The following is a 26,928-nucleotide window of genomic DNA, read 5'->3' as shown; positions in this document are numbered from 1 at the left end:
GCTCACTGGCCCTCCATCCTTGCCCGCAGGGCGGCGGCGCGTGCCGCCGTGGCCTGAGCCTGCTTGGCGTCACGTCCCGTAGGCCGGGCATGCCGCTCCCGTACCCGCCCCTTGGGCGGTTCCGGCGTGTCGAACCGCACCTGCGTCTCCCGTCGTTCGGCGAACGCGTCGTCGAGGATCTGCTTGGCCTCGTCCGGCTTGTCCTTCGCGTGGGCCCACGCCCACTTGCGGTAGCGGACGGCGACGTCCTGCGCCTCGCCGTCGAGCACGAGGCGGCCGTGGTGCAGCCAGATGGCGCGGGTGCACGACTCCTCGATGGTCTGAGCCGCATGGCTCACCAGGAACACCGTCCCGGCCTCCTTGCGCAGCCGCTCCATGCGGGCCTCGCTGCGCTCCTTGAACGCCGCGTCACCGGTGGCCAGCGCCTCGTCGATGAGCAGGATGTGCGGGCGGGCCGCCGTCGCGATGGCGAAGCGCAGGCGAGCCGCCATGCCCGACGAGTAGGTCCGCATGGGCAGGTAGATGGACTTGCCGAGGCCGGCCAGCTCGATGACGTCCGGGATGGCGGCCTTCGCCTCGGCGGGGGACAGGCCCATGGCCAGGCAGCCGAGGCGCACGTTCTCCTCACCGGGCAGGTCCGGTACCAGGGCCGCGTTCACGCCGATGAGCACGGGTGTGCTCTCGGCCAGCACCTGGCCCTTGGTGGGCTTCTCCAGGCCGGCGATGATCCGCAGGAGCGTGCTCTTACCGGAACCGTTCTGGCCCACCAGGCCGATCTGCTCGCCGGAGTTCGCGACGAACGAGATGTCCGTCAGCGCACGCACCGTCACCTTGGGCTCCTGGCCGAGCGCGTTGAGTACCGTGCGCTTCAGCTTGGCGCGGCGGCTGTGCGTCGTGTCCGTCGACGGCGTCCGGTAGAACATCCGCAGGCCCTGGACGGCGACCGTCGGCCACAGCACGGGAGTGCTCCCGGACCGCGGCGCGACGGCGGCGAGCTGACCGGTGTGCGGCGGGGCCTGCACCGACATCGGGATCGCTCCCGAGAGCGGGCCTTGGACCGGCACCGGCATCGAAGCGGGACCGCCCTGGCCGAGCTGGGGCGGCATCGGGTAGTCGAGATCAGCGGCCATAGCTCTCCTCCGCCTGCCAGAAGGTGACGAACCCGATCAGCAGCGTGCCGACGGCCCAGCCGCCGAGCCATACCCAGCGGATCGGGTCGGGTGTGGTCGCGTACAGCACGCAGTCCCGCACGATGTCGAGCACGATGAACATCGGGTTCGCCTCGAGCCACACCAGCAGGTCGGGGTCGTCCACGAGGTTCTCGAACGAGAAGAACACCGCCGACGCGTACAGCCAGACGCGCATCGCCATGCCGATGAGGTTGGTGATGTCGGGCAGCGCCGCGGCCCACCGAGCCACCAGGAGGGACAGGCCGGTGGTGAACATGACCTGCAGTGCCAGTGCCGCGGCGACCAGCATGATGCGCCAGGTGTACTCCTCGGCGGGTGGCAGGAAGTAGATGAGCCCGGCCAGCGTCACCAGCGTCGGGCCCAGGTTGAGCAGGTTGCGCAGCACCACCGAGATCGGCAGGGCCGCGCGCGGGAAAGTGAACGCGCGGATCAGGTTCTTGCCGGTCTGCACGGATCGTGCGCCACCGTTGATGGACTGCGTGGTGAACTGGAACAGGAACACGCCGATCAGCAGGTACCCGACGAAGTTCTCGATCTCGCGGGCGTTCTTCATCAGCAGTCCGAAGATGAGGAAGTACACCGCACCGTCGATCAGCGGGTTCAGCACCAGCCACGCCTTGCCCAGCAGGCTCTGCCGGGTCCCACTGGCGACCTTCGCCCGTGCGTCCGCCCAGAGGAAATGACGCCGCGCCCACAGCAGCTGGATGTACTGGCCGAGCGGCGGCCGTGCCCCGACCCGGGACAGGTTCCCGAGCGTCACCAGCTTCGTGGTCGTGGGTGACGCGTCGAACAGAGCCGCGTACGTCCCGGTCTCCGGCCCCGCGCTCATACCGTCACCCCGAGGCACCGCCGATAGATACCCATGTACGTCTCCGCGTTCCTCACCCAAGTCCTCTCGATGGCCACCCCGCGGCCGCGCTCGACCAGCTCGGCGCGCCATCCGGCGTCGTTCAGGAGGGAGCCGACCGTGTCGGCCCAGCCCTCCATGTCGTCGGCGTCGACGTGCAGCCCGGCGCCACCCACCGCCTCGACGAGCGCCGGGAGGGCGCTCGCGACGACCGGGCGGCCGACCGCCATCGCCTCGACGGGCTTGAGCGGCGTCACCAGCCGCGTGACCTGGTGGTCACGGCGCGGCACCAGCACGACGTCGAGCGCGGCCAGCCAGGTCAGGGCGACGTCGGGCGGCACGCGTCCGGGGAGCAGCACGTGGTCGGCCACACCCAGCTCGCGGGCGAGGCGCGCCAGCGCCGGCCGCGAGACGCCGTCGCCCACCAGCAGGCCCGTGACGTCGTGCCCGCGGGCGCGCAGCGTGGCGACCGTACGGACCACCGTCTCCAGGCCCTCGTAGTCGACCAGGCTGCTCACCGTGCCGACGGCGAACCCGGCCGGGAGACCGAGGGTCGCCCGAGCCGCCTCCGGCGTCGGGTGCTGGGCCGTGAGCAGGGCGTCCGGCACCGCGTTCGGCACCACGGTGATGCGGTCCGCGGGCACGCCGCGCGCGACGAGCTCGTCACGCATGGTGCCGCTGAGCGTCACCACGGCGTCGGCGGCGAGCGCGAGCTCGGTCTCCTTCGCGCGCATCAGCTCGCGGCGGCGGGACGACGCCGCGCGGGCCCGCGCCGCCGGCGTGCCGTGCGAGGCGACCCACGTCTCCTCGGGCAGACCGCGCACCTCGTAGACCCACGGGATCCCGAGCCGGCGTGCGGCGGCACGCGCAAGCACCCCGTTGGCCGACGGCGTGGTGGTGTGCAGCACGTCCGCTCCCGCCTCCCGCGCGGCCTCGGTCAGCAGGTCCGTCTCCTGCGCGGCCCGGCGTGCGACGTCGGACGCGACGCCACCCGGGATCAGGCGGCGATAGGCCACACCGTCGACGACGTCGGTCCCGCGCGCCGCGAGCGACCCGATGGTCAGCGGGTAGCCGGGCCGGGTGGTCGCGACCGCGGGGATCCCCGCGGCGCGCTGTGCCACCAGGATCGCGTGCGAGCGGAGCGTGTAGCCGCTCTGCGTGTGCGGCAGGGAGTTGGTCAAATGGTGCAGCACGGTGAGCGTGCCCGAGTGTGGTTCCGGCTCGGTGCCGGTCACCCGGGAGCCGGCGGATTCGTCCATGGGCTCGGGCCGCAGCACGGACACCTGGGCGCGGAGACCGGCGGGCGCGTCCGGCCCGATGGCCTCGACGTCACCCAGCAGCCAGGCTGCGCGGTTGCGAGCCGGTCCGGCCGCCTCGACGTCGTCGAGCAGCTCGGGCCTGCCCACCGCGACGGCGACCTCGGCCGCGACCCGCAGGGCGCGGCCGTCACGCCGGGTCAGGAGCTGTTCGGCCTCCTCGGCGGCGCGGACCGTGTCGCCGGCCAGCATCCGCCCCAGCGCATGCGGCGCGGACGGCGTGGGCGCGCTCCCGAGCGCGCGCACGAGCGGCCGCCGCAGCGGCTCGGGCGCCCGCCGGGTCGCCTGGATCGCGAGCCACAGGGGATCCTCGACGAGGGTGCGAGCCACGAAGGACATGGTGAAGCGGAGGTTGCGCGCGAGCTCGCCCGCGCGCCGGAACGGTGGTGCCATCAGAACCGGGCCCTCCGGTCGAGCGGGGCGTCCGGCAGCGGACTGGGGAGCAGGGTGTCGAGGAGCTCGGTGTACCGGTGGCCCAGCACCTCGTCGCTCGCGTGCTCGGCGACCCAGGCGGCGGCATCGGGCGACGCGGCGGGCACGACACCGTCGGACAGCCAGCCGCACCACAGGTCGGCGAGGCCCTCGACGTCGCCCGGGCGTACGACGGCGCCCGCGCCGTTGGCAGCGACCAGGCTCGCGGCCTCGCCGGCGAGGCACGCCGAGGCGACGACGCCGGACGCCATGACCTCGTACAGCTTGGACGGGACCGTCCACTCGAACGGCTCCCAGTCCCGCAGGGAGACGACGACGGTGTCCGCCCAGGCATACAGGTCACGCACCTCGGTGGACGGCACGGAGGGCTCTACCCGGACAGGTGCACCGAGCTCGGCCGCCAGGTGCCGGAGCGGTGCCAGCTCGTTGCCGTGCCCCACGATGCGGACGTCCAGGGCGTAGCCGCGTGCCTGGACCAGGGCGGCGGCGCGCACGGCGACGTCCAGTCCCTGCGACCGGCCGACGGTGCCCGCGTAGACGACTCGCAGCGGGCGGCCTTCCAGGATTACGGGAGCGTTCCCACGAACGGGCGCGAAGGCGGTCCCGTTCCGCACCACCGCCACGTCGCGGACGCCGCGTGCCCGCAGGACCTCGGCGAACGCCGCGGTGGTCGTGACGACGAGGTCCGCCCGGGTCTGGATCCGGGTGACGGTGCGGTGCACCGCGCGCGCCGCGAGATCACGGAGCCGACGGCGCAGGCCGCCGGTCCGGCTCCTGCGCAGCAGGATGCCGCTGGGCTCGATGAGGTCCGGCCAGGCGTCGCGCATCTCCACGACGAACCGGGCCCGGTGCCAGCGGGCGAGCGCCCAGCCGGCGACGACGCTCGGGATCCCCGGCACCGTCGCGATGACCACCGCGGGCCGGCCCGCGGACGGTCGGACGCCGCGAAGCACGGAGCTGATCGCGGCGACCAGCTGGTCCGTGGCGCGCGAGCCGAGCCCGTGAGAATGTTCGCGGAAATTCACCCGGATGATCTTTTCCCCATTACTGCCTGTGGTCACCGAACCAGGCCGGAATGCGGGTGAAGAATGGGTGAACTTTCCCGAAGGGTAGTGCGGTGGGGGCGCAAGAACAGTCACCGGAAAACCGGCCGGCACAAGGTGCCCGGTAAGTGCTCCCCAGCGTCGCTGGGGGGCACCCGTCTCGGGCGCAAAATGGTGTGTGACCAGGAGAATCATGCGGTTCTGCGGCTGTCTCACGCCAGCGTTCACTGCGACTCCCCTCTCCGTTCGGTGCCGCGTCAGCGGATACCGAATTTCACCCTTGAGGCCCCTTTCCGGTTGCGGGCCAGGCTTAAGAGTAGTAGCCGAATTCGCCACTAGGATCATCGCTCATGGCCGCCCCCGATCGCATGAACGATCTTCTCGCCGCACCCAACCCCGTGGACGGGGATGTCCGGCACGCCCGACGTACGCCCCGAGGCCGCGGCTTTGTCGCCGGAATCGTCGTAGGTGCCCTCCTGCTGGTCGGTGGAGGAGGAGCCGCTGCCTACTTCGGCTACCGGATGTCGCTCGACAACAACATGGAGCGGGTCGACGCGTTCGCCGACATCGATCCCACGACACGGCCCAGCGCGCCGGCGGTGGAGGGGCCGACGGCGCCCGTGAACATCCTCGTGCTCGGGTCCGACAGCCGGATCTCGGCCGGCGACCCGACCGCGTGGGAGGCGGGCGCGCAGCGCACCGACGCGATCATGCTCGTGCACCTGGCCGCGGACCGGAAGTCGGCGGCGGCGATCTCCATCCCCCGCGACTCCTGGGTGCCCATCCCGGGCTACGGCGAGGCCAAGATCAACGCCGCGTTCTCCTACGGCGGCCCGGCCCTCATGATCCAGACCGTCGAGAACCTCACGGGCGTGCGCATCGACCACTTCGCGGTGACCGACTTCGAGTCGTTCGAGGCGCTGACCGACTCCCTGGACGGGGTCGAGATCACTGTGCCCGACGGCAACGGCGGCTCCGTGCGGCAGGAGATGAACGGCGAGGAGGCGCTCACCTTCGCGCGCGAGCGGTACGCGCTGGCGAACGGCGACTTCGGCCGCGTGCAGCGGCAGCAGGCGTGGATGCGGGCCATCGTGGCCAAGGCCAAGAACAGCATGACGGAGCCGCTGAAGATGGGCCGTTTCCTCGAGGCCATCACCAGCTCGGTGGCGGTCGACGAGGGTCTCACGATCGACCGGATCCAGGATCTCGTCATGGGTGCCGGGGACATGGCGACGAACGACATCACGTTCATGACCGCGCCGTACTCCGGCACCGGGCGCAGCGCCGACGGGCAGTCCATCGTGGTGCTCGACCGCGCGACGTTCGATCCGCTCATGAAGGCGGTGGCCAAGGATGAGGTGCCGGACTTCGTGGCCGCCAACTCGGACGCCGTGGACGTGCTGCCCGCGGTCGTGCAGTAGGGCGCCTGCGCCTGACCGAGCACGACGGTCCCGTCACCCCGAGGGGTGACGGGACCGTCGTCGTCAGAGGCCGAGCGCTGCCCGGAGGTCTGCCTGCACCTGGGCCAGGCGGTCCCGCGCGGCGACGCGCGCCGCGGACAGGGTGTCGGCGGTGGCGTCCGGCGCGACCGGGGACACGACCTCGATGTAGCACTTGACCTTGGGCTCGGTGCCGCTGGGCCGCACGATGACGCGGGTGTCGTCGGCGGTCAGCAGCACGACGCCGTCGGTCGGGGGCAGCCCGTCGAGGCCCTCGGCCAGGTCACGTACCGAGTCGACGGGTGAGCCGGCCAGGACGGACGGCGGCGCCGTGCGGAGGGCCGCCATGGTCGACTCGATCCGGCTCAGGTCGTCGAACCGGGCCGAGAGCTGGCCGGTGACGTGCAGCCCGCAGGCGCGGGCCACGTCGTCGAGGCGGTCCAGGAGCGTGCGGCCGTCCGCGGCCAGCCGGTTCGCCAGCTGTGCGACGGCGACCGCTGCCGACAGCCCGTCCTTGTCCCGCACGTGCTCGGGGTCGACGCAGTAGCCGAGCGCCTCCTCGTACCCGAACACGAGGCCCGGCGTGCGCGAGATCCACTTGAAACCGGTCAGCGTCGTGGCGTGCGCGAGCCCGTGGTGGGCAGCGATGGCCGCCAGCGCCCGCGAGGACACGATCGAGCAGGCCAGCGTGCCGCCCTTGCCGGAACGCGCCGCACGCTCCGCGGCGTCCCAGCCGAGCAGCATGCCGACCTCGTCGCCGTGCAGCATGCGCCAGCCCTGCGAGAAGGCGGTCTCCGCGCCCTGGTACGTCCCGTACTGCGGGTCGACCACGGCGACGGCGCAGCGGTCGGCGTCCGGGTCGTTCGCGATGACGAGCTGTGCGTGGGCGTCCTGCGCCAGGGCGAGCGCCATGTCGATGGCCCCCGGCTCCTCCGGGTTGGGGAAGGCCACGGTGGGGAAGTCCGGGTCGGGCTCGGCCTGCTCCTCCACCGGTACGACGTCGTGGAAGCCGGCGTCGGCCAGCACCCGTGCGACGGCCGCGCCGCCCACCCCGTGAAGCGACGTGGTGACGATCCGGAGCTTGTTGCGCGGCTCGCCGTCGTGCAGGGCGGCCACCGCGACGTGGTACTCCTCGGTGATCTCCGGGCCGAGCACGGTCCAGCCGGACTCGGCGCGCGGTACGTCCTTGGCGGCACGCACGAGCGCGATCTCACCGGCGATGAGGGCGTCGTACGGCGGGACGATCTGCGCGCCCTGGCCGGCGTCGTCGACGACCCGCCCGCCGAGGTACACCTTGTAGCCGTTGTCGGCGGCGGGGTTGTGGCTGGCCGTGACCATGACGCCGGCGTCGGCGGACAGATGGCGTACCGCGAACGCGAGCACGGGCGTGGGCCCCGGCGCGGGCATGAGCAGCACCTCGGCGCCGGCGGCGACCAGCACCGCCGCCGTGTCGCGGGCGAACTCGGCAGAGCGGTACCGGGCGTCGAACCCGACCACCACGCGCGGGGTGCTGCCGCGGCCGATCTCCTTGGTGAGGAACGCGGCGAGGCCGGCGGCGGCGGCGATCACCACCGCGCGGTTCATCCGGTTCGGACCGGCGGCCATGGCGCCGCGCAGCCCGGCCGTGCCGAACTGCAGCAGGCCGGAGAACCGGTCGGCGAGCTCGGCGACGGCCAGCTCGCCCACCCTGCTGTCGGTGGTGCGAGCGACCAGGTTGCGCAGCTCGGTGACGTCGGCCGCGTCGACGTCGGCGGCCATCCAGGCCTCGGCGCGTGCGACGAGATCGGGCGCGGAGAGCGCCGCCGTGGTGGTCGGCAGGTTGGCGGACATGGGCGTCAGATCTGCTTGATCACCCGAGCGAGCAGGTCGCTGATCCGCGGCCCGGCTTCCCGGCCCGCTTCCAGCACCTCCTCGTGGGAGAGCGGGTGGGGGCTGATTCCGGCGGCGAGGTTGGTGGCCAGCGAGATGCCGAGCACGTCCATGCGGCAGTGCCGGGCGGCGATGGCCTCCAGCGCCGTCGACATCCCGACCAGGTCCGCGCCCATCAGCGACGCCATCTTGACCTCGGCGGGCGTCTCGTACTGCGGGCCGCGGAACTGCGCGTACACACCCTCGGGCAGGTCGGGGTCCACGCTGCGTGCGACGTCGCGCAGGCGCGGCGTGTAGACGTCCGTCATGTCGGCGAACTTCGCGCCCTCGAGAGGCGTCTGACCCGTGAGGTTCAGGTGGTCCTTGATGAGGACCGGCTGGCCCGGGCGCCAGCCGATGTGGACGCTGCCGCAGCCGTTGGTGAGGATCACGGTCTCGCAGCCGGCGGCCGCGGCGGTGCGGACGCCGTGGACCACGCGGCGCGGGCCGAGGCCCTCGTAGAGGTGCGTCCGGGAACCGAGGACCAGTGCGTGCCGCACCGCGCCGTCGGGCCGCTCGAAGCGGATGGAACGCGTGGTGCTCAGGTGGCCCTTGACCGCGGGCTGGATGAAGCCAGGGATCTCGGCAGTGGGGATCTCCGCGACGACGTCGCCGACCAGCTCGGCCGCACCACCCCATCCGGAACCGAGGACGAGTGCGACGTCGTGCCCTGGCACCCCCGTCTTGGCAGCGATGTACTCCGCGGCCGCGGCAGCGACGTCGAACGGGTCGGTCGTCGGGTCGTCAAGATCTGGCTCCGTGCTCATGGTCCGAGGTTAACGCCACTTTCCTCCTGGCACGCGCCCACAGGCCCAGCGGATTCCCGACGCGCACGGACGATGCGAGAATGGGGCCGTGACCCCCCTCGATCCCGCAGCTGTCCCGCCCCATGTCGTCGTCGTGGGAGGTGGGCCCGGCGGCTACGAGGCGGCGCTCGTGGCCCGCAGCCACGGCGCCCAGGTCACGGTGGTCGAACAGCAGGGCCTGGGTGGTGCGGCGGTCCTGACCGACGTCGTCCCCTCCAAGACCCTGATCGCCACCGCCGAGTGGATGACCATCGCCGACCGCGCCCCCGAGCTCGGCATCCGCACGCCTCACGACGAGGTAGACCCCCTGTCCGACGTCGACGTCTCGCTGGCGACCGGCGGCATCCCCGTGGTGTCCGCCTACGCGGCACCTGCGTCCGCGCAGGGGCACACGCTGGGTGGCGCGGGGGTGCAGGCAGCGGCGTCCGCGGCCGGGACGGCGGAGGAGAAGCGCAAGCACTTCGTCGACCTGCAGGCGGTGAACAAGCGCGTGCTCGCGCTCGCCCGCGCACAGAGTGCGGACATCCGCGGCCGCCTGGAGCGCGAGGGCATCCGGATCATCCACGGCAGGGGCCGCCTGGACGGCCCGGCTCGCGTGGTCGCCGAGCTGCCCGACGGTACGACCGAGGTGCTGGAGGCGGACTCGATCCTCCTCGCGCTCGGCGCCACCCCGCGCACCCTGCCCACCGCGGTGCCCGACGGCGAGCGGATCCTCACCTGGACGCAGATGTACAACCTGCGCGAGCTGCCCGAGCGGCTGATCGTGGTGGGCTCCGGCGTCACGGGCGCGGAGTTCGCGGGCGCGTACAACGCGCTCGGGTCGGACGTCGTGCTCGTCTCCAGCCGTGACCGCGTGCTGCCCGGCGAGGACGAGGACGCCGCGGAGCTCCTCGAGGGCGTGTTCCGCTCCCGGGGCATGACCGTCCTGTCCCGCTCGCGCGCCGCATCGGCGGCGCGTACCGACGACGGCGTCGAGGTGACCCTGTCGGACGGCCGCGTCGTGCACGGCTCGCACGTGCTCGTGGCGGTCGGCGGCGTGCCCTCGACCTCGGGCCTCGGGCTCGAGGAGGCGGGGGTACGGCTGTCGGAGACGGGGCACGTCGTCGTGGACCGGGTGTCCCGCACCTCGGTGCGCGGCATCTACGCGTCGGGCGACTGCACCGGCGTCCTGCCGCTCGCGTCGGTGGCTGCCATGCAGGGTCGCATCGCCGTGGCGCACGCCCTGGGCGACGCCGTCCAGCCGCTCGCGCTCCGCACGGTCGCCTCGAACATCTTCACCGCGCCCGAGATCGCCACGGTCGGCTACAGCGAGGAGAAGCTGCGCGCGCAGAACTCCCGGTACATCACGACCACGCTGCCGCTCGCGCGCAATCCGCGCGCCAAGATGCTCGGCATCCGGGACGGCTTCGTGAAGCTCTTCGCGCACCCCGAGGCGGGCGTCGTGCTCGGGGGCGTCGTGGTGGCACCGCGGGCGTCCGAGCTGATCTTCCCGATCACGCTCGCCGTACAGCACCGGCTCACCGTGGAGAACGTGGCCTCCGCGTTCACCATCTACCCGTCGCTGTCGGGCTCGATCGCCGAGGGCGCACGGGTGCTCGACTCACGGGTCGGCAAGTAGGTCGCTTCGCCCGGGCCGAGGCGGCGGGGATGAGCCTACGACGGCTCAGGCCACAGAGGCGTCCAAGACGATCTGGCCACCCTCGACCCGCGCGTTCGACACCGTGAGGCCCGGAACCTTCGCCTCGAGCAGGCGCTCGACGTCGACGGCGATCCGCGCGTCCGGCTGAACGTCCACGACGCCCGGCGGCAGGCCCTGCTTCGCGACCTCCTGCTCGATCGGCGCGGCGGCGAGGCTGAGCAGCCGATGTGCCGGGAGGCCCGCGGCGTTCACCTCGACCGAGAGCGTGGCGACGCCGCGCTCGAAGCCGGCCAGCTTCACGTCGGCCCGCACGATCGGCGCGATCTTCACGGCCAGCTTGAGCGCGCCGGGCAGGGTCTCGAGGCGGCGCAGGTCCGCGACCACGCGGATCACGTCCCCGTCGCCGACGACGGAGGTGATGATGGGCGGGGCCTGCTTGGCGATCCTTGCCAGGCCGAGCACCTCTTCGGGTGCGATCCGGATGTGCACGGATCGACCTTAACCCAGCATCGTGAGCAGCCGCGGCAGGGCCTCGCCGAACGCGGGGAGCAGGGTCAGCGAGCCGAGATCCCCCAGCCTCACCCAACGCACCTCGAGGCTCTCGGGATCGGCGGCGCGCGGCTCGATGCGGTACCCGGGGGCGACGTCGGCGACGACCGTCGTGTATGTCCAGGCCGGGTGCTCCAGCACGTGCGTACCGACGACGTGCACCGCCGCCGGGTCGATGGCCGCCTCCTCGGCGGCCTCGCGCAGTGCACCCGTCGCCGGCTTCTCGTCCGGCGCCAGAGCGCCGCCGGGGATGCCCCAGGTGCCGCCCATGTGCGACCACAGGGCACGGTGCTGGAGCACCACGTCCGACGGCGCCCCGTCGTCGTCCCGGCGGACGAGCAGCAGCCCGGCAGCGCCGAACAGCCCCCAGTGCCGGTGGTCCCCGCAGGTCACCCAGCCGTCCCCGCCATGCCGGTGCAGGTCGGTCGGGGGCACAGTCGCGTTCGGCACTGCGTCAGTCTGTCAGGTTCGGGCAGTGCGTGTCAGCGACCCGCTGCTGCATGCCGGCCGCCGGGTCAGGCTCCGGCTCTGCTCGTACCGCCTGAGCCTGCGGTTCCGCTTCGGGCGCGTGCCTCGTTCCTCGGCCCGCACCCTGCGCTGCACCTCCGGCTCAGGCGGGGACACCCTCGACGATCACGTTGCCGTCCTCGAACCGGAAGCCGGTCACCTCGGCGAACGACCCGCGCATCAGGGCACGCACGTCAAGGGAGATGGTCCCGTCCTTGCGGAGCTGCACGGCGTGCTCGGGCAGCCCGCTCTTGCGGGCCATCTTCGCGATGGTCCCGGCGGCGAGCGGGAGCAGCTTGGTGGCGGGCAGGCCGGCGGCGTCGGCGTCGACCTGGAGCACCGCGATGTTCTGCCAGAACGACGTGATCCGGGCCGAACCGTGCATGACCGGGACGGCCTTGGCCGCGATCTTGACGGGCAGCGGGGCATAGGTCAGACGGCGCAGGTCTCCGGTCAGGGAGATGACGCCGTCGTCGCAGGTCAGCTCGCTGACGAACGACGGGAGCGACTTGCGCGGGCGGACGAGGGCGATGGCCTCTTCAGGGCTGAGTACTACGACGTGTGTCACGTCGCAGAACTTAGCCGATCAAAAGCGACTTTCTGGCCACGTTCCATCGCTAAAATGACCTACTGAGCCTTTTTCACCCTCGTTGATGGCGAATTCACCCGGCAAGTGGTCGCAGGCTCCCGGTTCAGTCGACGATCTCGCAGATGGCGGCGCCCGCCGTCACGCCGACGCCGGGCGCGGCGGTCAGGGACCGCACCGTGCCGGCGCGGTGCGCGAGGATCGGCTGCTCCATCTTCATGGCCTCCAGCACGACGACAAGGTCGCCCTCGGCCACCGTCGCGCCGTCCTCGACCGCCACCTTGACGATGGTTCCCTGCATGGGGGAGGCCAGCGTGTTCCCGGCGGTCCCCGAGGCCTTGGCGCCGGCGGCGCGCCGGGCAGGACGACGAGCGGCGTTCGCGGAACGCGCGCGCCCCGCGGCGACGCCCAGGCCGGCAGGCAGGACCACCTCGAGCCGGCGTCCGCCGACCTCGACGACCACGCGCTCGGCGGTGATCTCTTCCTCGGGGGCCTCCGGGGCGGCCGCGGGCGTGGCGGGGGCCAGCGTCTTGAGGGTTTCGGCGAACTCGGTCTCGATCCAGCGGGTGTGCACCCGGAACGGAGAGCCGTCGGCCGGGACGAACGCGTCCGCCTCGAGGACCGCCCTGTGGAACGGGATCACCGTCGGGATGCCCTCGACCACGAGCTCGCGCAGGGCGCGACGAGCCCGCTCGACGGCCTGGGTGCGCGTGGCGCCCGTGACGATCAGCTTGGCGATCATGGAGTCGAAGGCGCCGGACACGGAGTCGCCCGCGACGACGCCGGTGTCGACGCGCACGCCGGGGCCCGTCGGCCACGCGATCGTGTTCAGGCGGCCCGGCGCCGGGAGGAAGCCCATGGCCGGGTCCTCACCGTTGATGCGGAACTCGATGGAGTGTCCCCGCACCACGGGAGAGTCGTAGCCGAGCGCCTCGCCGGCCGCGATGCGGAGCTGCTCGCGGACCAGGTCGATGCCGGTGACCTCCTCGGTCACCGGGTGCTCCACCTGGAGGCGCGTGTTCACCTCGAGGAAGGAGATGGTGCCGTCCACCCCGACGAGGAACTCGCACGTGCCGGCGCCGACGTAGCCCGCCTCACGCAGGATCGCCTCCGACGCCGCGTACAGGGACTTCTCCTGCTCCGGCGTGAGGAACGGCGCGGGCGCCTCCTCGACCAGCTTCTGGTGGCGGCGCTGCAGGGAGCAGTCGCGGGTGGAGACCACGACGACGTTGCCGTGGGTGTCCGCGAGGCACTGGGTCTCCACGTGTCGCGGCTTGTCCAGGTAGCGCTCCACGAAGCACTCGCCCCGCCCGAAGGCCGCTACGGCCTCACGGACCGCGGAGTCGAACATCTCGTCGATCTCTTCGTACGTGCGCGCGACCTTCAGGCCGCGTCCGCCGCCGCCGAACGCCGCCTTGATGGCGATGGGCAGCCCGTACTGCTCGGCGAAGGCCTTGACCTCGCTGCTGTCCTTGACCGGGTCGGGCGTGCCGGGAACCAGGGGTGCGCCGGCGCGCTGCGCGATGTGCCGCGCGCTCACCTTGTCGCCGAGCGACTCGATCGCCGACGGCGGCGGGCCGATCCACGTGAGGCCGGCGTCGATCACCGCCTGGGCGAACTCCGCGTTCTCGGACAGGAAGCCGTAGCCCGGGTGCACGGCGTCGGCGCCGGAGCGGCGGGCGACGTCGAGCAGCTTGGCCGGGTCCAGGTACGTGTCGGCGGCACGGGCACCGCCCAGCGCGAAGGCCTCGTCGGCGAGGCGGACGTGCAGCGACTCGCGGTCCTGGTCGGCGTAGACGGCGACGGATGTCAGGCCCGCGTCGGCGCATCCTCGGGCCACGCGGACGGCGATCTCACCGCGGTTGGCGATGAGCACCTTCGAGATGGTTCGGGGCAGGCTGGAACTGGGCACGGCTCACCGTAACCCGGTGGCATGGGGCCGACGTACCGCCTCCGGGTACCCGGCGAAAAGTCTGGAGAGCAGACCAACCCCGACGCGGGCCGTTTGGAGGGTTCAGACATGGCGTCGGCCCTGGAACGTCGGCTGCCCCGACCTCCGTTGTGCACATCCGGCAGAAGGAGCGCCGGTGGCGGCCGGGCGGCCTGGCGGCCGCATTGGTCGAGCGCCGTGGCAGTAGCGGAATAGCGGCTCGGAACGCAACCGGCACGGCGCTCGGCGGCCCCCGAGGTTGACCACAGGGTGGTTGTTTTGAGGGTTGTGCACAGTTGCGGTTCCGCGGGCCTTCGTCGGTCCGCAAGAGCGGGTGGAATCTTGGCATGAGATCCCCGAGAGCCCTTCCATCGCGGCTGCGGTCCGACGCCGCCACACAGGAAGACTTGGTGAGCAAGGCGCAGTGCGACGCCGCCGGACTGGACAAGCATGCGGTGGCGAGGTTGGTGAGAAAAGGTGCCTGGAAGCGCGTCGCACGCTGCGTCTACGACACCGATCCCGTGCCGGTGGAGCAGCGCCGGCGCGTCGACTACCACGACCATGTCAGGCGGCGAGCGGCTTGGATCGCCATGCTGGCAGTGCCCGACGGGATCGCGACCGGCGCCTGTGCGTTGGCCCTGTACGGCGTGGCCGGGCTGCCCGCGAAGCTCGTGCCGGAGGCGGCTCGGCCCCAGGGCAAGGACGTGGCGGTGACCGGAGGAGTCGTCCTGCGGCGGTACGCGGCCTTCCCGGTGGAGCGCTACCGCGGGCGCTGGATCGCGGGCTTCGTCCATGCGCTGGCGCAGGCTCTTCCGAACCTCACCCGCGATGAGGCGGTGGCAGTACTCAGCAACGCTCTGCACGAGGGCCACATCGACGAGGGCGGCTTGCGGCGGGTGCGTGAGCTGGTTCGCGGACGGCGGGGCGCCGCGCAGGTGCACGACTGGTTCGGGCTGGTGGAGGCTCGCGACGCGTCTCCCGCTGAGACGGCAACCCGACTGTCCTGCATCGAGCACGATGTCCCGCCCGACGGTCAGCAGATCACCTTCACCTCGGGCGGGGTCTTTCTCGGCCGGGTCGACTTCGTCTGGAGTCTCGCGGACGGGCGGTACCTGGTGGTCGAGATCGACGGGCGGGCGTTCCACTCCGGGGCCGCGATGCTCGCTGACGACTCACTGCGGCAGAACGGGCTCGTCGGCACGGACAGGCTGATCATTCTCAGGTTCCCGGCCACCCAGAGCCTGGCCAACGGCGGCGTCGGCCGGGAGATCGCTGAACGCCTGGCCGCCTTGAGCTGGATGGGAGCACCGGTTGCAGAAACCGTGGAGCTGGGCAGCGCCCCCGTGGCCGAGCGCCGTGCCGGTAGCGAAACCAGGCCCCGTTGAGCAACCAGATCAGCACTCGGCCGGTTGGCGTGCCGACTTTCCCTTTACGGGGTGCGGAGGGTGCGCCACTGGATGCCCAGCTCGGCCAGCAGCTCGCGCAGCAGGGGGAGGCTGATACCGACGACGCCGTGGTGGTCGCCCTCGATGCGCTCGACGTACGGGCCGCCGAGGCCGTCGATGGTGAACGCGCCCGCCACGTGCAGCGGCTCGCCGGTGGCGACGTAGGCGTCGATCTCGTCGTCGTCGATGTCGGCGAACCACACGGTGGTCGAGCTGGTCGAGCCGAGGGTGCCGCCGGTGCCCCCGGCGTCGTCCTCCCGCAGGTCGACCACCCAGTGGCCCGAGTGCAGCACACCCTTGCCGCCACGCATGGCCCGCCAGCGATCGCGCGCGGCAGCGGCGTCGGCGGGCTTGCCCACCACGGCGCCGTCGAACTCGAGCATGGAGTCGCAGCCCACGACGATGACGTCGGCCGGGTCGGGGCTCTCCTCCAGCCGGGACGCCACCTCCTCGGCCTTGGCCTGCGCGAGCACGAGCACGGCGTCGGCGGGATCGAGCTCACCGAACCGTTGGGTGGCGTCGGCGAGGACCTTGTCCTCGTCCACGCCGGACACGACGACTTCAGGGGTGACTCCGGCGGACTTCAGCGTCGTGAGTCGGGCGGGGGACTGTGAGGCGAGGACCAGGCGTGGCACGCGCGCCACAGTAACGAGTATGCGGGCCGGCGAAACAGGGGAATCCCGACGCGCGAGACGTGACCCACGTCACTCCAGGGCGTCAGGCCATCGCCTCACGGAGGGTGTCCAGGCCGACGGAGCCCAGGTTGAGCGCCCGCGCGTGGAAGGCCTTGGCGTCGAAGCTGTCGCCGGCTGCCGCCTTGGCGGCGTCCCGCGTCTGCTCCCACAGTCGCTGGCCCACCTTGTAGGACGGCGCCTGCCCCGGCCAGCCGAGGTACCGGTTGAACTCGAAGCGGACGAACGACTCGGGCATGTTCACGTTGGCCTTGAGGAACGGCCAGGCCTTCTCGGCGGTCCAGGTGCCGCCGCCCCACTCCTCGGGGGCCGGCATACCGAGGTGCACGCCGATGTCGAACACGACGCGGGCCGCCCGCAGGCGCTGCGCGTCGAGCATGCCGAGGCGGTCGCCCGGGTCCTCCATGTAGCCGAGCTCGGCCATGAGCCGCTCCGCGTACAGGGCCCAGCCCTCGCCGTGGCCGGACACCCAGCAGGCCAGGCGGCGCCAGTTGTTCAGCGTCTCGCGCGCGAACACGGCCTGGCCGCACTGGAGATGGTGGCCCGGGACGCCCTCGTGGTAGACCGTCGTCTTCTCGCGCCAGGTGTTGAACTCCGTGACGCCCTCCGGCACTGCCCACCACATGCGGCCCGGCCGGGACCAGTCGTCGCTCGGCGGGGTGTAGTAGATACCGCCGGACTGGGTCGGCGCGATCATGCACTCCAGGTCCAGCACGGGCTCCGGCACGTCGAAGTGCGTGCCGTTCAGCGCGGTGATCGCCGCGTCGGACGTCTCCTGCATCCAGGCCTTGAGCGCCGCGGTGCCGAGCAGCTTGCGCGACGGGTCGGCGTCGAGCATCGCCACGGCCTCCTCGACCGACGCACCCGGACCGGCGATCGTCGCGGCCACCGACTCCTGCTCGGCGACGATGCGGGCCAGCTCCTCGAGGCCCCACTGGTACGTCTCGTCGAGATCGACCTTCGCGCCCAGGAAGTACCGCGACCAGAGGGTGTACCGGTCGCGGCCCACGGCATCGGCCTCGGGTGCCTGCGGCGCGAGGTCACGCTCCAGGAAGTCAGCCAGTCTGCCGTACGCGGCCTGCGCACCCTGCGCCGCCCGCACCAGGTCACCGGACAGCGCGTGCCCCTCGCCGAGCGTGGCGCTAGCGGCCTCGCCCGTCACGAACGACGTGAAGAAGGAGTCGCCGGCGGCCAGCGCCCGGGCCTGTGTGACGCACTCGCGCACCTGGCGGACGGCGGCGACGTCGCCCCGGGCCGCTGCCGCGGTGAGGGACTCGATGTACCCGTCGACGGCGCCAGGGAGGCCGCTCATGCGGGATGCGATGTTCTCCCACGCCTCGGCCGAGTCGGTGGCCATGATGTCGAAGACATCGCGCAGCTGCTGCACCGGTGACTCGATGTTGTTGAGGCTGCGCAGGCCCTCTCCTGCCTCGTGCAGCTCGAGGTCGAGCCCCACCCGCTCGCGCATGGCGGAGAGGGTGACCCGGTCGACGTCGTCCGCGGGCTCGAGCCCGTCGAGCTTGGCGAGGACCTCGCGCCCGGCCTGCGCGACGGCGTCGTGGCCGGCCGGCGAGAGGTCGCCGATCTCGTGGTCGTGCCCGGGCAGGCCCATGGCGGTCGCGGACAGCGGGGAGAGCTCGGTGAGGCGGCTGACGTAGTCATCGGCGACGACGTCGATCTGCGTGGGGGTGCGCACAGGACTGGTCATGAGGGCGAGCCTACGGTGGCCAAGAAGCTGTGGCGGCTCGCTTACGAGCTTCCAACGGTTCTGGGCAGCACCCTGGGATCAACGGTGTGGAGCCTGCAGCGTGGCGGACGACGAGGGTGGTCCCTTTCCGGCCCTTGTCCCGGAGGGTCAGTGCTCGCGGGGTGGTTCAGCCCGTCCCGCTCCGCGAGCGAGCAATCCGCAACACCGCATATATGGACATTTCACTTAGTTCGGTCGAAGATCAGTAGGCGACGTAGCTAAACCACCCAAGCCGGGTTGGTCAGCGTCAGCTCGTGTCAGCCGGGTGGACCCCACCCTCGTCTCACTTGGAAGGTGCTGTGCGCCGCCTGCCTTGGACCCATCCCCACCGACCTGGAGCCCAGCGGATTGCGCGAGGAGGGAGCGTTGCATCCGGAACCAGATGGCTCTCTTGGAGCATCAGCCTCATGGTGGGCCTGGGAGTGCTTGGCTCGCTCCCGGCCAGCGCTGTGGTGGGAGACACCGTCGCGGACGGGCAGCGCGGGTACGTCGTGCGAGTCGAGATCGGTGACACGGACCGTGCATGCTCTGGCGCGCTCATCGAGAAGTCATGGATCGTAACGGCAGCGAGCTGCTTCGTCGACAACCCGGCGCAGTATGCGTCGCTGGCCCCCGGGGAACCCGCGCTGCCGGCACAGGCGGTCGTCGGACGCACGAACCTGACCACCAGGGATGGTCAGGTTCGTGACATCGTGAAGCTCGTTCCGCGCCAGGACCGGGATCTAGTCCTGGCGAAGTTGTCTGCTCCGGTCCAGGGCATCGCCACGGTGCGGCTCAGCGCTGAGGCGCCCACCACTGGTGAGCGGCTTCAGATCGCCGGCTACGGGCGGACGGCGGACGAGTGGGCGCCGGTAAGTCTGCACACCGGAGCCTTCGCCGTCACTGGCGCCACCGGTCCTGACCTCCACGTCGAGGGTCAGGCTGGTGCCACGATCTGCAAGGGTGACTCGGGAGGCCCGGCGGTGCGCAGCGGCTCCGGCGGGGACTTGCTGCTTGGTGTCAGCAGTCGGTCTGCCGAGGGTGGATGCTTCGGCTCGGAGACGACGAGCCGGGCCGCCGTCGCGACTCGTGTGGACGACATCACGACATGGATCGGCACGCAGGTAGCTCGGTGGTCGCTGAAGTCGCTGTCGAACGACAAGTACGTGAGCGTGGCGATCAACGTAACCGGTCAGGACGCGGCGATGCTGCGTGCACGTTCCGACACCAAGTACACATGGGAGCAATTCACCCTGCACACCCGCGATGCCGGCGCTTCCGTGTCGTTCAAGTCCGAGGCCAACGGCCTCTTCGTAGCACCGGAGATCGCTCGTACGGGGAACCAGGAGGGAATGCTGCGTGCCCGATCGGAGGCTGCCTTCGGCTGGGAGCGGTTCACGCTCGTGCCGCAGGCCCAGGCTGGTGTCTACGCACTCAAGTCGGTGCAGAGCGGCAAGTTCGTCGCGGTGGAGGGTGCATTCACCGGAGCGTACGAGGGTCTCCTGCGTGCGCGATCAGACCGCGCCGCGGGCAGTTGGGAGCGTTTCACCCTGGAGCATGCGGACAACTTCGAGGTTGCCGGGGTCGAGCCTGTGGGGCCGACACCACTTCCGTGAACTGAACGGTGTCGTCCGGGCATGCAAATCCTGCCGTCTACCGATCCGAGCGGCCTGCGTCCTCTACGAGGAGTTCTTGGGGATCGTGATCGAGATTCCGGACCAGCTGTTCCATCGCTTCCTGGCGGTATCTCGCCCGGTACGAGGTCCATACCGGCCGGCTGACGGGGCGCACCTCTATCTTTGTCGGTGATAAGGCGTCAGCCAAACGGAGCACATCGATTCTCCTCAGGTCGACCCTGAGGAGAACGAGGCTGATATCCATGTGCGCGCGGCGCACGGACCAGCGCGGTTCGTCGCCGCTGGTCGCCCAGAACTCCACGCGATCCGGAAGGATCACGAGCACCTGGCACGACCACTCGCTGTACCCGACGCCTTGGGTGCCGACCCTCAGGCGTTGGGCAGTCACGAGCATCGAGCCGAATGACTGCACGGGCCGCACAGTCGCGTTCGGGCGCAGCCGAGCGATGTGCCGTAGCCGCTTGCCGGTCCTGACGTCTCTGGTCACCTCGACCGCAGCAGCGGTAACTGCGACAAGAGCAAGGATGCCGGGTACGGCGTACGGCACATCGCTCAGAAGCGCGCCTACCGTGCCGTAGTTGGCCGCGAGCGCACCAGCGATCGCGAGCAGGCCGAGGACGATGACAACTGGAAAGACGAACCAGCCCTCACGGGTGAACATGCTTCTCGACCCGATGCGCGCCGGCAATTTGGCTTCCTTTCGCTGGCCAGAGGTAAGCGTGCGGTTCAGGGGCTGTTGAAACCGAGGTACGTGCTGAGCCCGCCGGTGACGACATCATGCGAGCCCTCCGCCACGTTGCCCCAGACAGTGCCGCTCTTGGGGATGGACCTCGCAGCACCCATGACTGCGCTCCCTTGTCCTACAAAGAGGGCCCCTACGGCGGTGGTGCCCAGCGAGTATCTGAACTGTTCGCTTTCGGTACCGTACGCCTGCGCGTTGTAGTAGGTGCTCACGCCACCGGCAACGACCGAAGCGGCGCCCAGCAGGAGAACGATGCTTGCTCCTCCCGTGAGCGGCGCGGTGACGATGGCCGCCGCCAGTGCCGCGACCCCGATCCAGGTACTGGCCGTACCCCAGCCCTGGGCCCGCTCCGCGTCAGTCACCGCATCGTTCGGTGCTGGTGCCATGCATGGGCCGATCCACCTGTCGTCGCCGCTGACATCCGGATCATCGTCCGCCGGGTTGGTCCCGGCCTCCTGATGTTGACGGCGACGCGTCGCGAGCGCTCGAAGCCGTGCGATCTCCTCCTGCCGTGCCAGGTTGATCGAGATCTGCCGGGCTTCGCTGGCGGCGGTGGCCGCTGCCTCTGCATCCTCGCCCGCTTGGAGCGCCGCGGCACGTGCGGTGCTGGCTGATGTCTGAGCTGACGCTGCGTAGCCGACTGCCTCGCGAGCAGAGGTCAGCGCCTGCTTCATGGAATAGTTGGCCGACCTGCGAGCCTCCTTGGCGACGACAGCCGCCCGGCGTGCGGTCGCTGCCGATTCCGCGGCTGATTCAGCCGAGTCATCAGCTCTGTCAGCGTTCGCCCGAGCCTGGGTCGCGGAGACCTGTGCGGCGTCGGCGAAGCGAACAGCCTCGGCCGCCCAGCGTGCGGCGTCGTCTGCGTGGTCCCGTGCCTCGGCGGCAGCCTTGTGGGCCAGGGCTGCGTCCTTGAAGGCATCGTGGACCAGCTTCTCTGCGCGCTTGATCGCAGCACTCATCGCTTCGATGTGGGCGAAGTGGTCGAAGTCGATCTGCGCAAGGTCGAACTGCAGCTCGGATACGAATGCGCGTCGCATCCCAGGAGTTCCCTTGAGAACTGCGCGGGCACCCGCTTGGGCGTACGGTCCGCCAGAATCGCTGACGCGGAGCACTTCCACCAGATCGTCTTCATTCAGGGCTCGTATGAACTCGACCTTGACGAAATGGTGCAACGCTTCCGGGCTACCGTCGGCGAGGGCAGCCTCGGCCGCGGCGTTCACTGCGGGCCCCAGGTTCTCCGCGATGATCGCGAACGTGTTGACTCGATTGTCCTCGGCTGCCGCGTGGACCGCCCCTCGCGAGAGGAATGCATTGACCGCAGCTGGGTCATCGCTCTCCAGAGCCGCAACAGCGGCGGAGACGACGTTCGCCGTCGAGAGCTGGGCAACCGCGGTCGCGGACTCCCGATCGTCCTGGTGCGCCGCGACGAGCCGGTCCGCGTCGAGCCAGTTGATCACGTCCACATCGGTTCCTGACAGGGCGAACTCAGCCGCTTCTCTGGTCCACGTGCCGGGCCGGTCGACAAGCTTGACTGCCGCCCGACGGGCTGTCCTGACGGCGACCGCCGTGTCCCCGCTCTGCAAAGCGGCCTCGGCCTCGGTGATCAGGTTCTGGATCTCCTCAGAGAGCAGGGCCTCCTGCGTCTGGTCACCGGCCGCCCGCTCAAGCAGCTCGTTCTCGGCTGTCGCTCGAGCCTCAGCCAGTGCGATCGCCGAGTCCGTCTCCACGGCAAGCCGTTCCACCTCCTCCTCGCGACTCTCGGCGAAGGCTGCCTTCGCCCGCTCGACCGCGGCATCGGCCGCCACCGCCGCCTCGGACGCCTTCTCGGCGTGTCCGGTGGACAGTTCTGCGAACTTGGCAGCGTTACCCGCGTACCTCACCGCCTCATCGGCGGCGGCCGCGGCGGCCAATGCATGGCGGGCAGCACTGCGTGCGGCGTTGCGGGAATCCGCCGCAGCAGCCGCCGCCACCTGGGCCAGGCGGCCGGCTGCCGCAGCGGCCCGGTTGGCGATCGCTGCGGCGGCATCTGCCTGATTCGCGGCGCGTGTCGCCTCAGCGGCCTCCGACTTCGCGGCACCCGCCGCGATCGCGGCGTCGGCCGATGCCTGGGCGGCGGCGGCGGCGTTCGTCGCCGCCGCGGCGGCGGCGTTCGTCGCGCTGCGAGCTTCCCCGGCGGCGACTGCAGCCAGGTCGGCCGCATCGGCGGCGGCGTTCGCGCGGGCTGCTGCATCGCGTGCCGCCTCCGCAGCTCCACGGGCGGCTGAGGCCTTGCTGGCGTCGCCCAGAGCTGCGTTGGCCGCGCTATAGGCCCTCGAAGCGGCGTTTCCTGCTGCTGCTGCTGCGGCTGCCGCCGACTGTGCTGCCGTCGCCGCGCGTTGCGCGGCGACCTGAGCCGTCCGTGAGGCGGAAACGGCTGTCTCCGAAGCCTTGGCAGCGCCCTGAGCGGCTTTCGCGGCCTTGGACGCGGCCTTCGCCGACCGCTCGACGTCATTCTCCGCCGCGATCGCCTCTGCCTTGGCCTCGAGGGCAGAGGCCTTCGCCTGCATCGCTGCCTGGCCGGCCTTCTCGGACAGCTTGACCGCCTCGTCTGTATGCACCCGCGCTCGCTTGCGTTCGTGCTCGACGATCGACACCAGATGAGCGATCGTCGCAGCTTCCTCGTCCCGCGCCCGCGCGATGTATTGCCCTGACTGCAGGAACCGGGTGATCGCAGCTGGTGAGCCGTCCCTCAGCGCGCGCTGTGCGTACGTCGCGACCTGTGGGCTCGCGTTCGCAAGAATGGAGAACACTTCGACGCGCTGGTCCTCGTCCAAGGCAGTGAACTGTCCGACCTCCAGGAATGCGCGTAGAGCGTCGGACGTACCGACGTCCAGAGCTTCGGTCGCCTCCCGTCTTACGGCAGTGCCGCCATTTGCCAGTACGGTCAAGACGTCTACGCGCAGATCTTCGTCTACCGCCGCCCCATAGGCGCCGTCCTTCAGGTAGGCCCTCAGCGAGTCGTGGTCGCCAGGCAGCGCGCCCGCGATCGACGCACGCAGGGCTGGTCCTGCGAAGGGCAGGGCCGCGAACAGCGCGAAGCGCGCATCCTCGGCCTTGGCCGTAGGGAGACTCTCCGTGAGGAACCTGCTGACCTCCGCGGCGGTCCCCGCCAAAGCACCTGCGGCGGCAGTGCGAACTGCTCGACCGCCGGTCTTGTACGCCCAGACCACCTGACCACGCTCGGTGTCAGGTAGACCAGTCTCACTGGTGCCCGGCCCCTCCGCGGCTCGTGCCGCAACCGCCGGCAAGCACGACGGCAAGATCGGCGCCGCTACCACACCGGCTGCAAGAGCGGTCAGTACCTGACGTCTGTTCCAAAGTGTGGGCGGCATCTCGATGTTCCCCCTCGTATAGGCCGGTGCGGTCCTGACCGTGCGGGCGTTTCCAGCCGCTGGTCGGACAACTCCTTGCATATGGGATGTTTTCGACTGGCTGGTTCCGGGTCAACAGCCAGAGCGGGTGAATCTCGGAGCAGCGGCTGGCCCACACCGGATGAAATTTGCCCTGCCCGCTCCACGGAGTGAGCCCTCGCTGCTAGCGTCCTTTTTGCCCGGACTTGTCCTGGCGAGTGGCCGCGGAATCAGCCCGACAACGAGTAGAAGTGGGATCATGAGACGAACTTCGAAGATTGCGACAATCGCGATTTTGGCCAGCACGGGAGCCATCGCCATGGTCGTCGGCGCGTTGGCACCTGCCGGGGCCGTGCAGTCAGTCGATCAACCCGCCGCAGCTGCCGACGAACTACCACCCTTCGCGGTCGAGGACTTCGAGTACCCGCAGGCTGACCAGATCCTGGCCGAACGCGGATTCCTGCTGAAGCGCGGTGACGGACACATCGTTCTGGCCGAGTGCGGGAGCCAGGACAACCTTCTTCTGATCTACGCACGCAACCAGTCGGATCATGTCTGCTTCCGGATCACCGGTCCCGAAGGTCACCTGACTCTTGAGCTCCCGGCTGTCTTCGGTGTGGAGACCAATGACTACGACATGACGACGCTCGACCTGACGGTCGACGGTGAGCAGTCAACCGTCGAGATTCCGGCGAACACCGTAGAAGCGATCGGTGAGTCGGCCGATCCGGACCGGCGCGAACACGTGCTCGTCGAGATCAGGGTGACCCAGTGACCAGGGCTCACCACGTCGCCCGTGGCAACGGAGCGGTGCTATGAATCACGCTGATCACGTTCCTTATCTCGTTCCGTCAACACGCCGTCCGCGAGCGAGAGTGCCCCGGAGATTCGCTGCGCGCTGGTCGGCCGCGAGTATCGCGCTCCTTCTCGTTGCCCCGCTGGCCGCACCGATCGCTACGGCAGTCGTCGGTGCTCCCTCCGCTGACGCGCACACATTCGCCACCCGCCTGGACATCGGCGACGGCCAGCGTGCCTGCTCCGGTGCCCTGGTGGCGCCGCAGTGGGTCGTCACCGCCGCAAGCTGCTTCGTCGCGGACCCGGCCACCGGGTCGCCGGCGCCGAGCGGGCCGCCCCCTCAGGCGACCACGGCGACGATCGGGCGCGCCGACCTGACGACGACCGCCGGACAAGAGCGTGCGGTCATCGAGCTCGTCCCGCACGAGAGCCGTGACCTGATGATGGCCAAGCTCGACCGGCCGGTCTCCGGGATCGCCCCCGTCGCCGTCGCCGCCGGCGCACCCGTGCCGGGCGAGGAGCTGAACGTTCTCGCGTTCGGACGTACCGCGACCGAGTGGGCGCCGCTGCAACGGCACACCGGCCGCTTCGCCGTCGATGCCGTCACCGGCGGCGACGTGGCACTGACCGGTCTGAACGGGGCCGCTGTCTGTGCCGGGGACACGGGAGGCCCCGCGCTGCGCACCACGGGCACCGGCGTAGCGCTAGTAGCGGTCAGCAGCAGGTCGTGGCAGGGCGGTTGCTTCGGCGCCGATCCGGCAGAGACCCGCACCGGGGCGGTCAGTGTCCGGGTGGACGACGTGCGTGACTGGGTCGCCACGACGGTGTACCGGGACGGCTGGGTGGACTTCAACTGCGACGGCATCCGTGACACCGCGATCGGTGATCCCGACGCGACCGTCGACGGGGTGGCCCGTGCCGGTCTGGTCCGAGTCATCTACGGCGGCAACAAGGGAACTGTCGCCATCAGCCAGAACTCGCCCGGGGTCGGGGACATCGCTTCGACGAACGACCAGTTCGGGTTCAGCCTCGCCACCTTCGAGCGCAACACCGACGGTTGTACCGACCTGGCCGTCGGCACCCCGTACGAGTCGGCGGGCAGGGGCCTGGTCCAGATCGTCTACGGCTCGCCGGCCGGACTGCTCAACGGCCCGAGCGAGGCCGCGTTCCGGCAAGGTCAGGGCAACGGGGCGCTCGCCAGGACCACTGATGTGTCGGGGGACCAGCTCGGCTGGTCGCTGGCGGCAGGACGGACCGACTCCGGCACCGCGTACCTCGCCATGGGCGCGCCGGGCAAGAACACGGGCGAAGGCACCGACGACGTGAACGCCGGTGTCGTGTACTACGTCCGGGGATTCGAACCGTCCATCGTTATCACCGAGGACCAGCCGGAGGTGTTCGGCACGAGTGAGCGGAACGACGCGTTCGGCTATTCGGTCGCGGCAGACGGCAGGCATCTCGTGATCGGCACCCCGGGGGAGTCTCTCCTCTCCGGCCCGACCAGCACGGGCTACGTCCACGTGCTCACGCATCCGGCTGACCGCAGCGGGGCGGTGACCGAGGTGGCCGCGTTCAGCCAGGATTCCGCGGGCATCTCGGACACGGCCGAGAGCAACGACCGGTTCGGGGCATCGCTCGACATCACCCGGTACAGCGACTCAGGGGCGTTCGACCGAGGTGACTCAGTCATCGCCATCGGTGTACCGGGCGAGACAGTCACCGGGACGGCGGCCAACCAGGGACGGGCGCTCACCGTTCGGGTCGGCGCCGACGGCACCTGGAGCGAGCTCAACGAGTACCACCAGGACGTCGCTGGAGTGGATGGCACCGCAGGCTCCGGCGACCGGTTCGGGGCGGACGTGGCCGTGAGCTTCACCGGCTCCGGCGCATCGGGCGCACCCCGGGTCGTGCTGGCCGTCGGGGCGCCCGGCGACGTGGTACCGACCGGAGCGGGATCCGCGAACCAGGCCTCCGGCAGCGTCACCGTCTTCTCCGCCCTCGAGGCACCGGGCGCGTTCCAGAAGTGGATCTACTTTCCCAGCGACTACCTGCCGGGGCAGAACACGACCGGGAACGCCAACCTCGGTGCCGTGGTCCACGGCACGGCCTCGCACCTGTACCTCGGACTTCCGGACGGTCAGTTCGCGGCAGGTCGGGCCTGGGCACTCCCGTGGTCCCGTGTCACGGAGGCGTCGGGCGGCGAACCGCTGGTCACGTACGCGCCAGGCACGGGTGGTGTCCCGACCGGCGGGGTGTCCTTCGGGGCTGCGATCGGCTGACGTGACGGTCACGCCGATCGCTGGTGGGGCG

At 70.7% G+C, this 26,928-nt stretch carries 20 protein-coding genes; 6 read left to right on the top strand and 14 right to left on the bottom strand.

The genetic code is table 11. From position 1 onward, the window contains the following. Positions 1-2 precede the first annotated feature (2 nt). The 4 genes from LUU90_RS07550 to LUU90_RS07535 are packed head-to-tail and all read right to left on the bottom strand — an operon-like array spanning position 3 to position 5,023. A complete protein-coding gene (locus tag LUU90_RS07550; RefSeq protein ID WP_275002739.1) occupies positions 3-1,130 on the bottom strand; it encodes an ABC transporter ATP-binding protein in 1,128 nt (375 codons plus the stop codon). Next, positions 1,120-2,019 carry an ABC transporter permease gene (locus LUU90_RS07545; protein WP_275002738.1) on the bottom strand — a complete coding sequence of 300 codons (900 nt, stop codon included), beginning with the start codon at positions 2,017-2,019 and terminating at the stop codon, positions 1,120-1,122. Before LUU90_RS07545 ends, LUU90_RS07550 begins: the two co-directional genes overlap by 11 nt. Further along, positions 2,016-3,746 (bottom strand): glycosyltransferase family 4 protein, encoded by a 1,731-nt coding sequence (locus LUU90_RS07540; RefSeq protein WP_275002736.1) that lies wholly within the window; start codon positions 3,744-3,746, stop codon positions 2,016-2,018. Before LUU90_RS07540 ends, LUU90_RS07545 begins: the two co-directional genes overlap by 4 nt. After that, on the bottom strand, positions 3,746-5,023 hold the full coding sequence (locus LUU90_RS07535; protein WP_275002761.1) for a glycosyltransferase family 4 protein: 1,278 nt from the start codon (positions 5,021-5,023) through the stop codon (positions 3,746-3,748). The genes LUU90_RS07540 and LUU90_RS07535 overlap by 1 nt, the downstream gene beginning before the upstream one ends. Positions 5,024-5,178: 155 nt before the next feature. Between LUU90_RS07535 and LUU90_RS07530 the strand changes: the two genes are divergently transcribed. Further along, entirely contained in the window at positions 5,179-6,249 is a 1,071-nt protein-coding gene (locus LUU90_RS07530) for an LCP family protein (protein ID WP_275002735.1), read from the top strand. Positions 6,250-6,312: 63 nt separating this feature from the next. Here the strand turns inward: LUU90_RS07530 and LUU90_RS07525 are convergent, their stop codons facing one another. Further along, positions 6,313-8,097: a phospho-sugar mutase gene (locus tag LUU90_RS07525; RefSeq protein WP_275002734.1), complete on the bottom strand. Its 1,785-nt coding sequence runs from the start codon at positions 8,095-8,097 to the stop codon at positions 6,313-6,315. A 5-nt stretch (positions 8,098-8,102) separates the two neighbouring features. Continuing rightward, entirely contained in the window at positions 8,103-8,942 is an 840-nt protein-coding gene (locus LUU90_RS07520; protein ID WP_275002733.1) for a purine-nucleoside phosphorylase, read from the bottom strand. An 88-nt stretch (positions 8,943-9,030) separates the two neighbouring features. Between LUU90_RS07520 and LUU90_RS07515 the strand changes: the two genes are divergently transcribed. Further along, positions 9,031-10,599: an NAD(P)H-quinone dehydrogenase gene (locus LUU90_RS07515; RefSeq protein WP_275002732.1), complete on the top strand. Its 1,569-nt coding sequence runs from the start codon at positions 9,031-9,033 to the stop codon at positions 10,597-10,599. A 45-nt stretch (positions 10,600-10,644) separates the two neighbouring features. On the opposite strand, the gene LUU90_RS07510 is transcribed toward LUU90_RS07515, so the two are convergent. The 4 genes from LUU90_RS07510 to LUU90_RS07495 form a co-directional block, all read right to left on the bottom strand. Further along, positions 10,645-11,109: a hypothetical protein gene (locus LUU90_RS07510; protein WP_275002731.1), complete on the bottom strand. Its 465-nt coding sequence runs from the start codon at positions 11,107-11,109 to the stop codon at positions 10,645-10,647. 9 nt (positions 11,110-11,118) lie between these two features. Beyond that, complete coding sequence (locus LUU90_RS07505; RefSeq protein ID WP_275002730.1) at positions 11,119-11,619, bottom strand: NUDIX domain-containing protein; 501 nt, start codon at positions 11,617-11,619, stop codon at positions 11,119-11,121. A 160-nt stretch (positions 11,620-11,779) separates the two neighbouring features. After that, a complete protein-coding gene (locus LUU90_RS07500; RefSeq protein ID WP_275002729.1) occupies positions 11,780-12,244 on the bottom strand; it encodes a hypothetical protein in 465 nt (154 codons plus the stop codon). A 124-nt stretch (positions 12,245-12,368) separates the two neighbouring features. Next, entirely contained in the window at positions 12,369-14,174 is a 1,806-nt protein-coding gene (locus LUU90_RS07495; RefSeq protein WP_425596205.1) for an acetyl/propionyl/methylcrotonyl-CoA carboxylase subunit alpha, read from the bottom strand. A gap of 428 nt (positions 14,175-14,602) precedes the next feature. Between LUU90_RS07495 and LUU90_RS07490 the strand changes: the two genes are divergently transcribed. Beyond that, the gene (locus tag LUU90_RS07490) at positions 14,603-15,577 is read left to right on the top strand and encodes a hypothetical protein (RefSeq protein ID WP_275002728.1); all 975 of its coding nucleotides are present in this window, start codon (positions 14,603-14,605) and stop codon (positions 15,575-15,577) included. A gap of 44 nt (positions 15,578-15,621) precedes the next feature. Here LUU90_RS07490 and LUU90_RS07485 read toward each other — a convergent pair whose 3' ends face one another. Together LUU90_RS07485 and LUU90_RS07480 are read right to left on the bottom strand one after the other, a co-directional pair. Further along, complete coding sequence (locus LUU90_RS07485; protein ID WP_275002727.1) at positions 15,622-16,272, bottom strand: Maf family protein; 651 nt, start codon at positions 16,270-16,272, stop codon at positions 15,622-15,624. Between the two features lie 82 nt (positions 16,273-16,354). Further along, a complete protein-coding gene (locus LUU90_RS07480; protein ID WP_275002726.1) occupies positions 16,355-18,037 on the bottom strand; it encodes a DUF885 domain-containing protein in 1,683 nt (560 codons plus the stop codon). Positions 18,038-18,483: 446 nt separating this feature from the next. On the opposite strand from LUU90_RS07480, the gene LUU90_RS07475 reads away from it, so the two are divergent. Next, positions 18,484-19,671 (top strand): S1 family peptidase, encoded by a 1,188-nt coding sequence (locus LUU90_RS07475; protein ID WP_275002725.1) that lies wholly within the window; start codon positions 18,484-18,486, stop codon positions 19,669-19,671. Positions 19,672-19,708: 37 nt separating this feature from the next. On the opposite strand, the gene LUU90_RS07470 is transcribed toward LUU90_RS07475, so the two are convergent. Next, the gene (locus tag LUU90_RS07470; protein WP_275002724.1) at positions 19,709-20,353 is read right to left on the bottom strand and encodes a hypothetical protein; all 645 of its coding nucleotides are present in this window, start codon (positions 20,351-20,353) and stop codon (positions 19,709-19,711) included. A gap of 65 nt (positions 20,354-20,418) precedes the next feature. Next, entirely contained in the window at positions 20,419-23,643 is a 3,225-nt protein-coding gene (locus LUU90_RS07465) for an ALF repeat-containing protein (protein WP_275002723.1), read from the bottom strand. Positions 23,644-24,082: 439 nt separating this feature from the next. On the opposite strand from LUU90_RS07465, the gene LUU90_RS07460 reads away from it, so the two are divergent. Together LUU90_RS07460 and LUU90_RS07455 are read left to right on the top strand one after the other, a co-directional pair. Continuing rightward, positions 24,083-24,598, top strand: coding sequence for a hypothetical protein (locus tag LUU90_RS07460; RefSeq protein WP_275002722.1), 516 nt, complete (start codon positions 24,083-24,085; stop codon positions 24,596-24,598). A gap of 100 nt (positions 24,599-24,698) precedes the next feature. Further along, positions 24,699-26,897 (top strand): trypsin-like serine protease, encoded by a 2,199-nt coding sequence (locus tag LUU90_RS07455; RefSeq protein ID WP_275002721.1) that lies wholly within the window; start codon positions 24,699-24,701, stop codon positions 26,895-26,897. Positions 26,898-26,928: the final 31 nt, after the last annotated feature.

The sequence above is a fragment of the Promicromonospora iranensis genome (assembly GCF_028994775.1).
Lineage (GTDB): Bacteria > Actinomycetota > Actinomycetes > Actinomycetales > Cellulomonadaceae > Promicromonospora > Promicromonospora iranensis_A.
The sequence above is the reverse complement of the archived record's forward strand: the minus strand, read 5'-3'. Positions and strand labels throughout refer to the sequence as shown.

Bases quoted from the DNA above. Each gene is read 5' to 3' on its own strand.
- LUU90_RS07550 (WP_275002739.1), bottom strand. From the start codon at position 1,130: ATGGCCGCTGATCTCGACTACCCGATGCCGCCCCAGCTCGGCCAGGGC.
- LUU90_RS07545 (WP_275002738.1), bottom strand. From the start codon at position 2,019: ATGAGCGCGGGGCCGGAGACCGGGACGTACGCGGCTCTGTTCGACGCG.
- LUU90_RS07540 (WP_275002736.1), bottom strand. From the start codon at position 3,746: ATGGCACCACCGTTCCGGCGCGCGGGCGAGCTCGCGCGCAACCTCCGC.
- LUU90_RS07535 (WP_275002761.1), bottom strand. From the start codon at position 5,023: ATGATTCTCCTGGTCACACACCATTTTGCGCCCGAGACGGGTGCCCCC.
- LUU90_RS07530 (WP_275002735.1), top strand. From the start codon at position 5,179: ATGGCCGCCCCCGATCGCATGAACGATCTTCTCGCCGCACCCAACCCC.
- LUU90_RS07525 (WP_275002734.1), bottom strand. From the start codon at position 8,097: ATGTCCGCCAACCTGCCGACCACCACGGCGGCGCTCTCCGCGCCCGAT.
- LUU90_RS07520 (WP_275002733.1), bottom strand. From the start codon at position 8,942: ATGAGCACGGAGCCAGATCTTGACGACCCGACGACCGACCCGTTCGAC.
- LUU90_RS07480 (WP_275002726.1), bottom strand. From the start codon at position 18,037: ATGACCAGTCCTGTGCGCACCCCCACGCAGATCGACGTCGTCGCCGAT.
- LUU90_RS07475 (WP_275002725.1), top strand. From the start codon at position 18,484: ATGGTGGGCCTGGGAGTGCTTGGCTCGCTCCCGGCCAGCGCTGTGGTG.
- LUU90_RS07470 (WP_275002724.1), bottom strand. From the start codon at position 20,353: ATGTTCACCCGTGAGGGCTGGTTCGTCTTTCCAGTTGTCATCGTCCTC.
- LUU90_RS07460 (WP_275002722.1), top strand. From the start codon at position 24,083: ATGAGACGAACTTCGAAGATTGCGACAATCGCGATTTTGGCCAGCACG.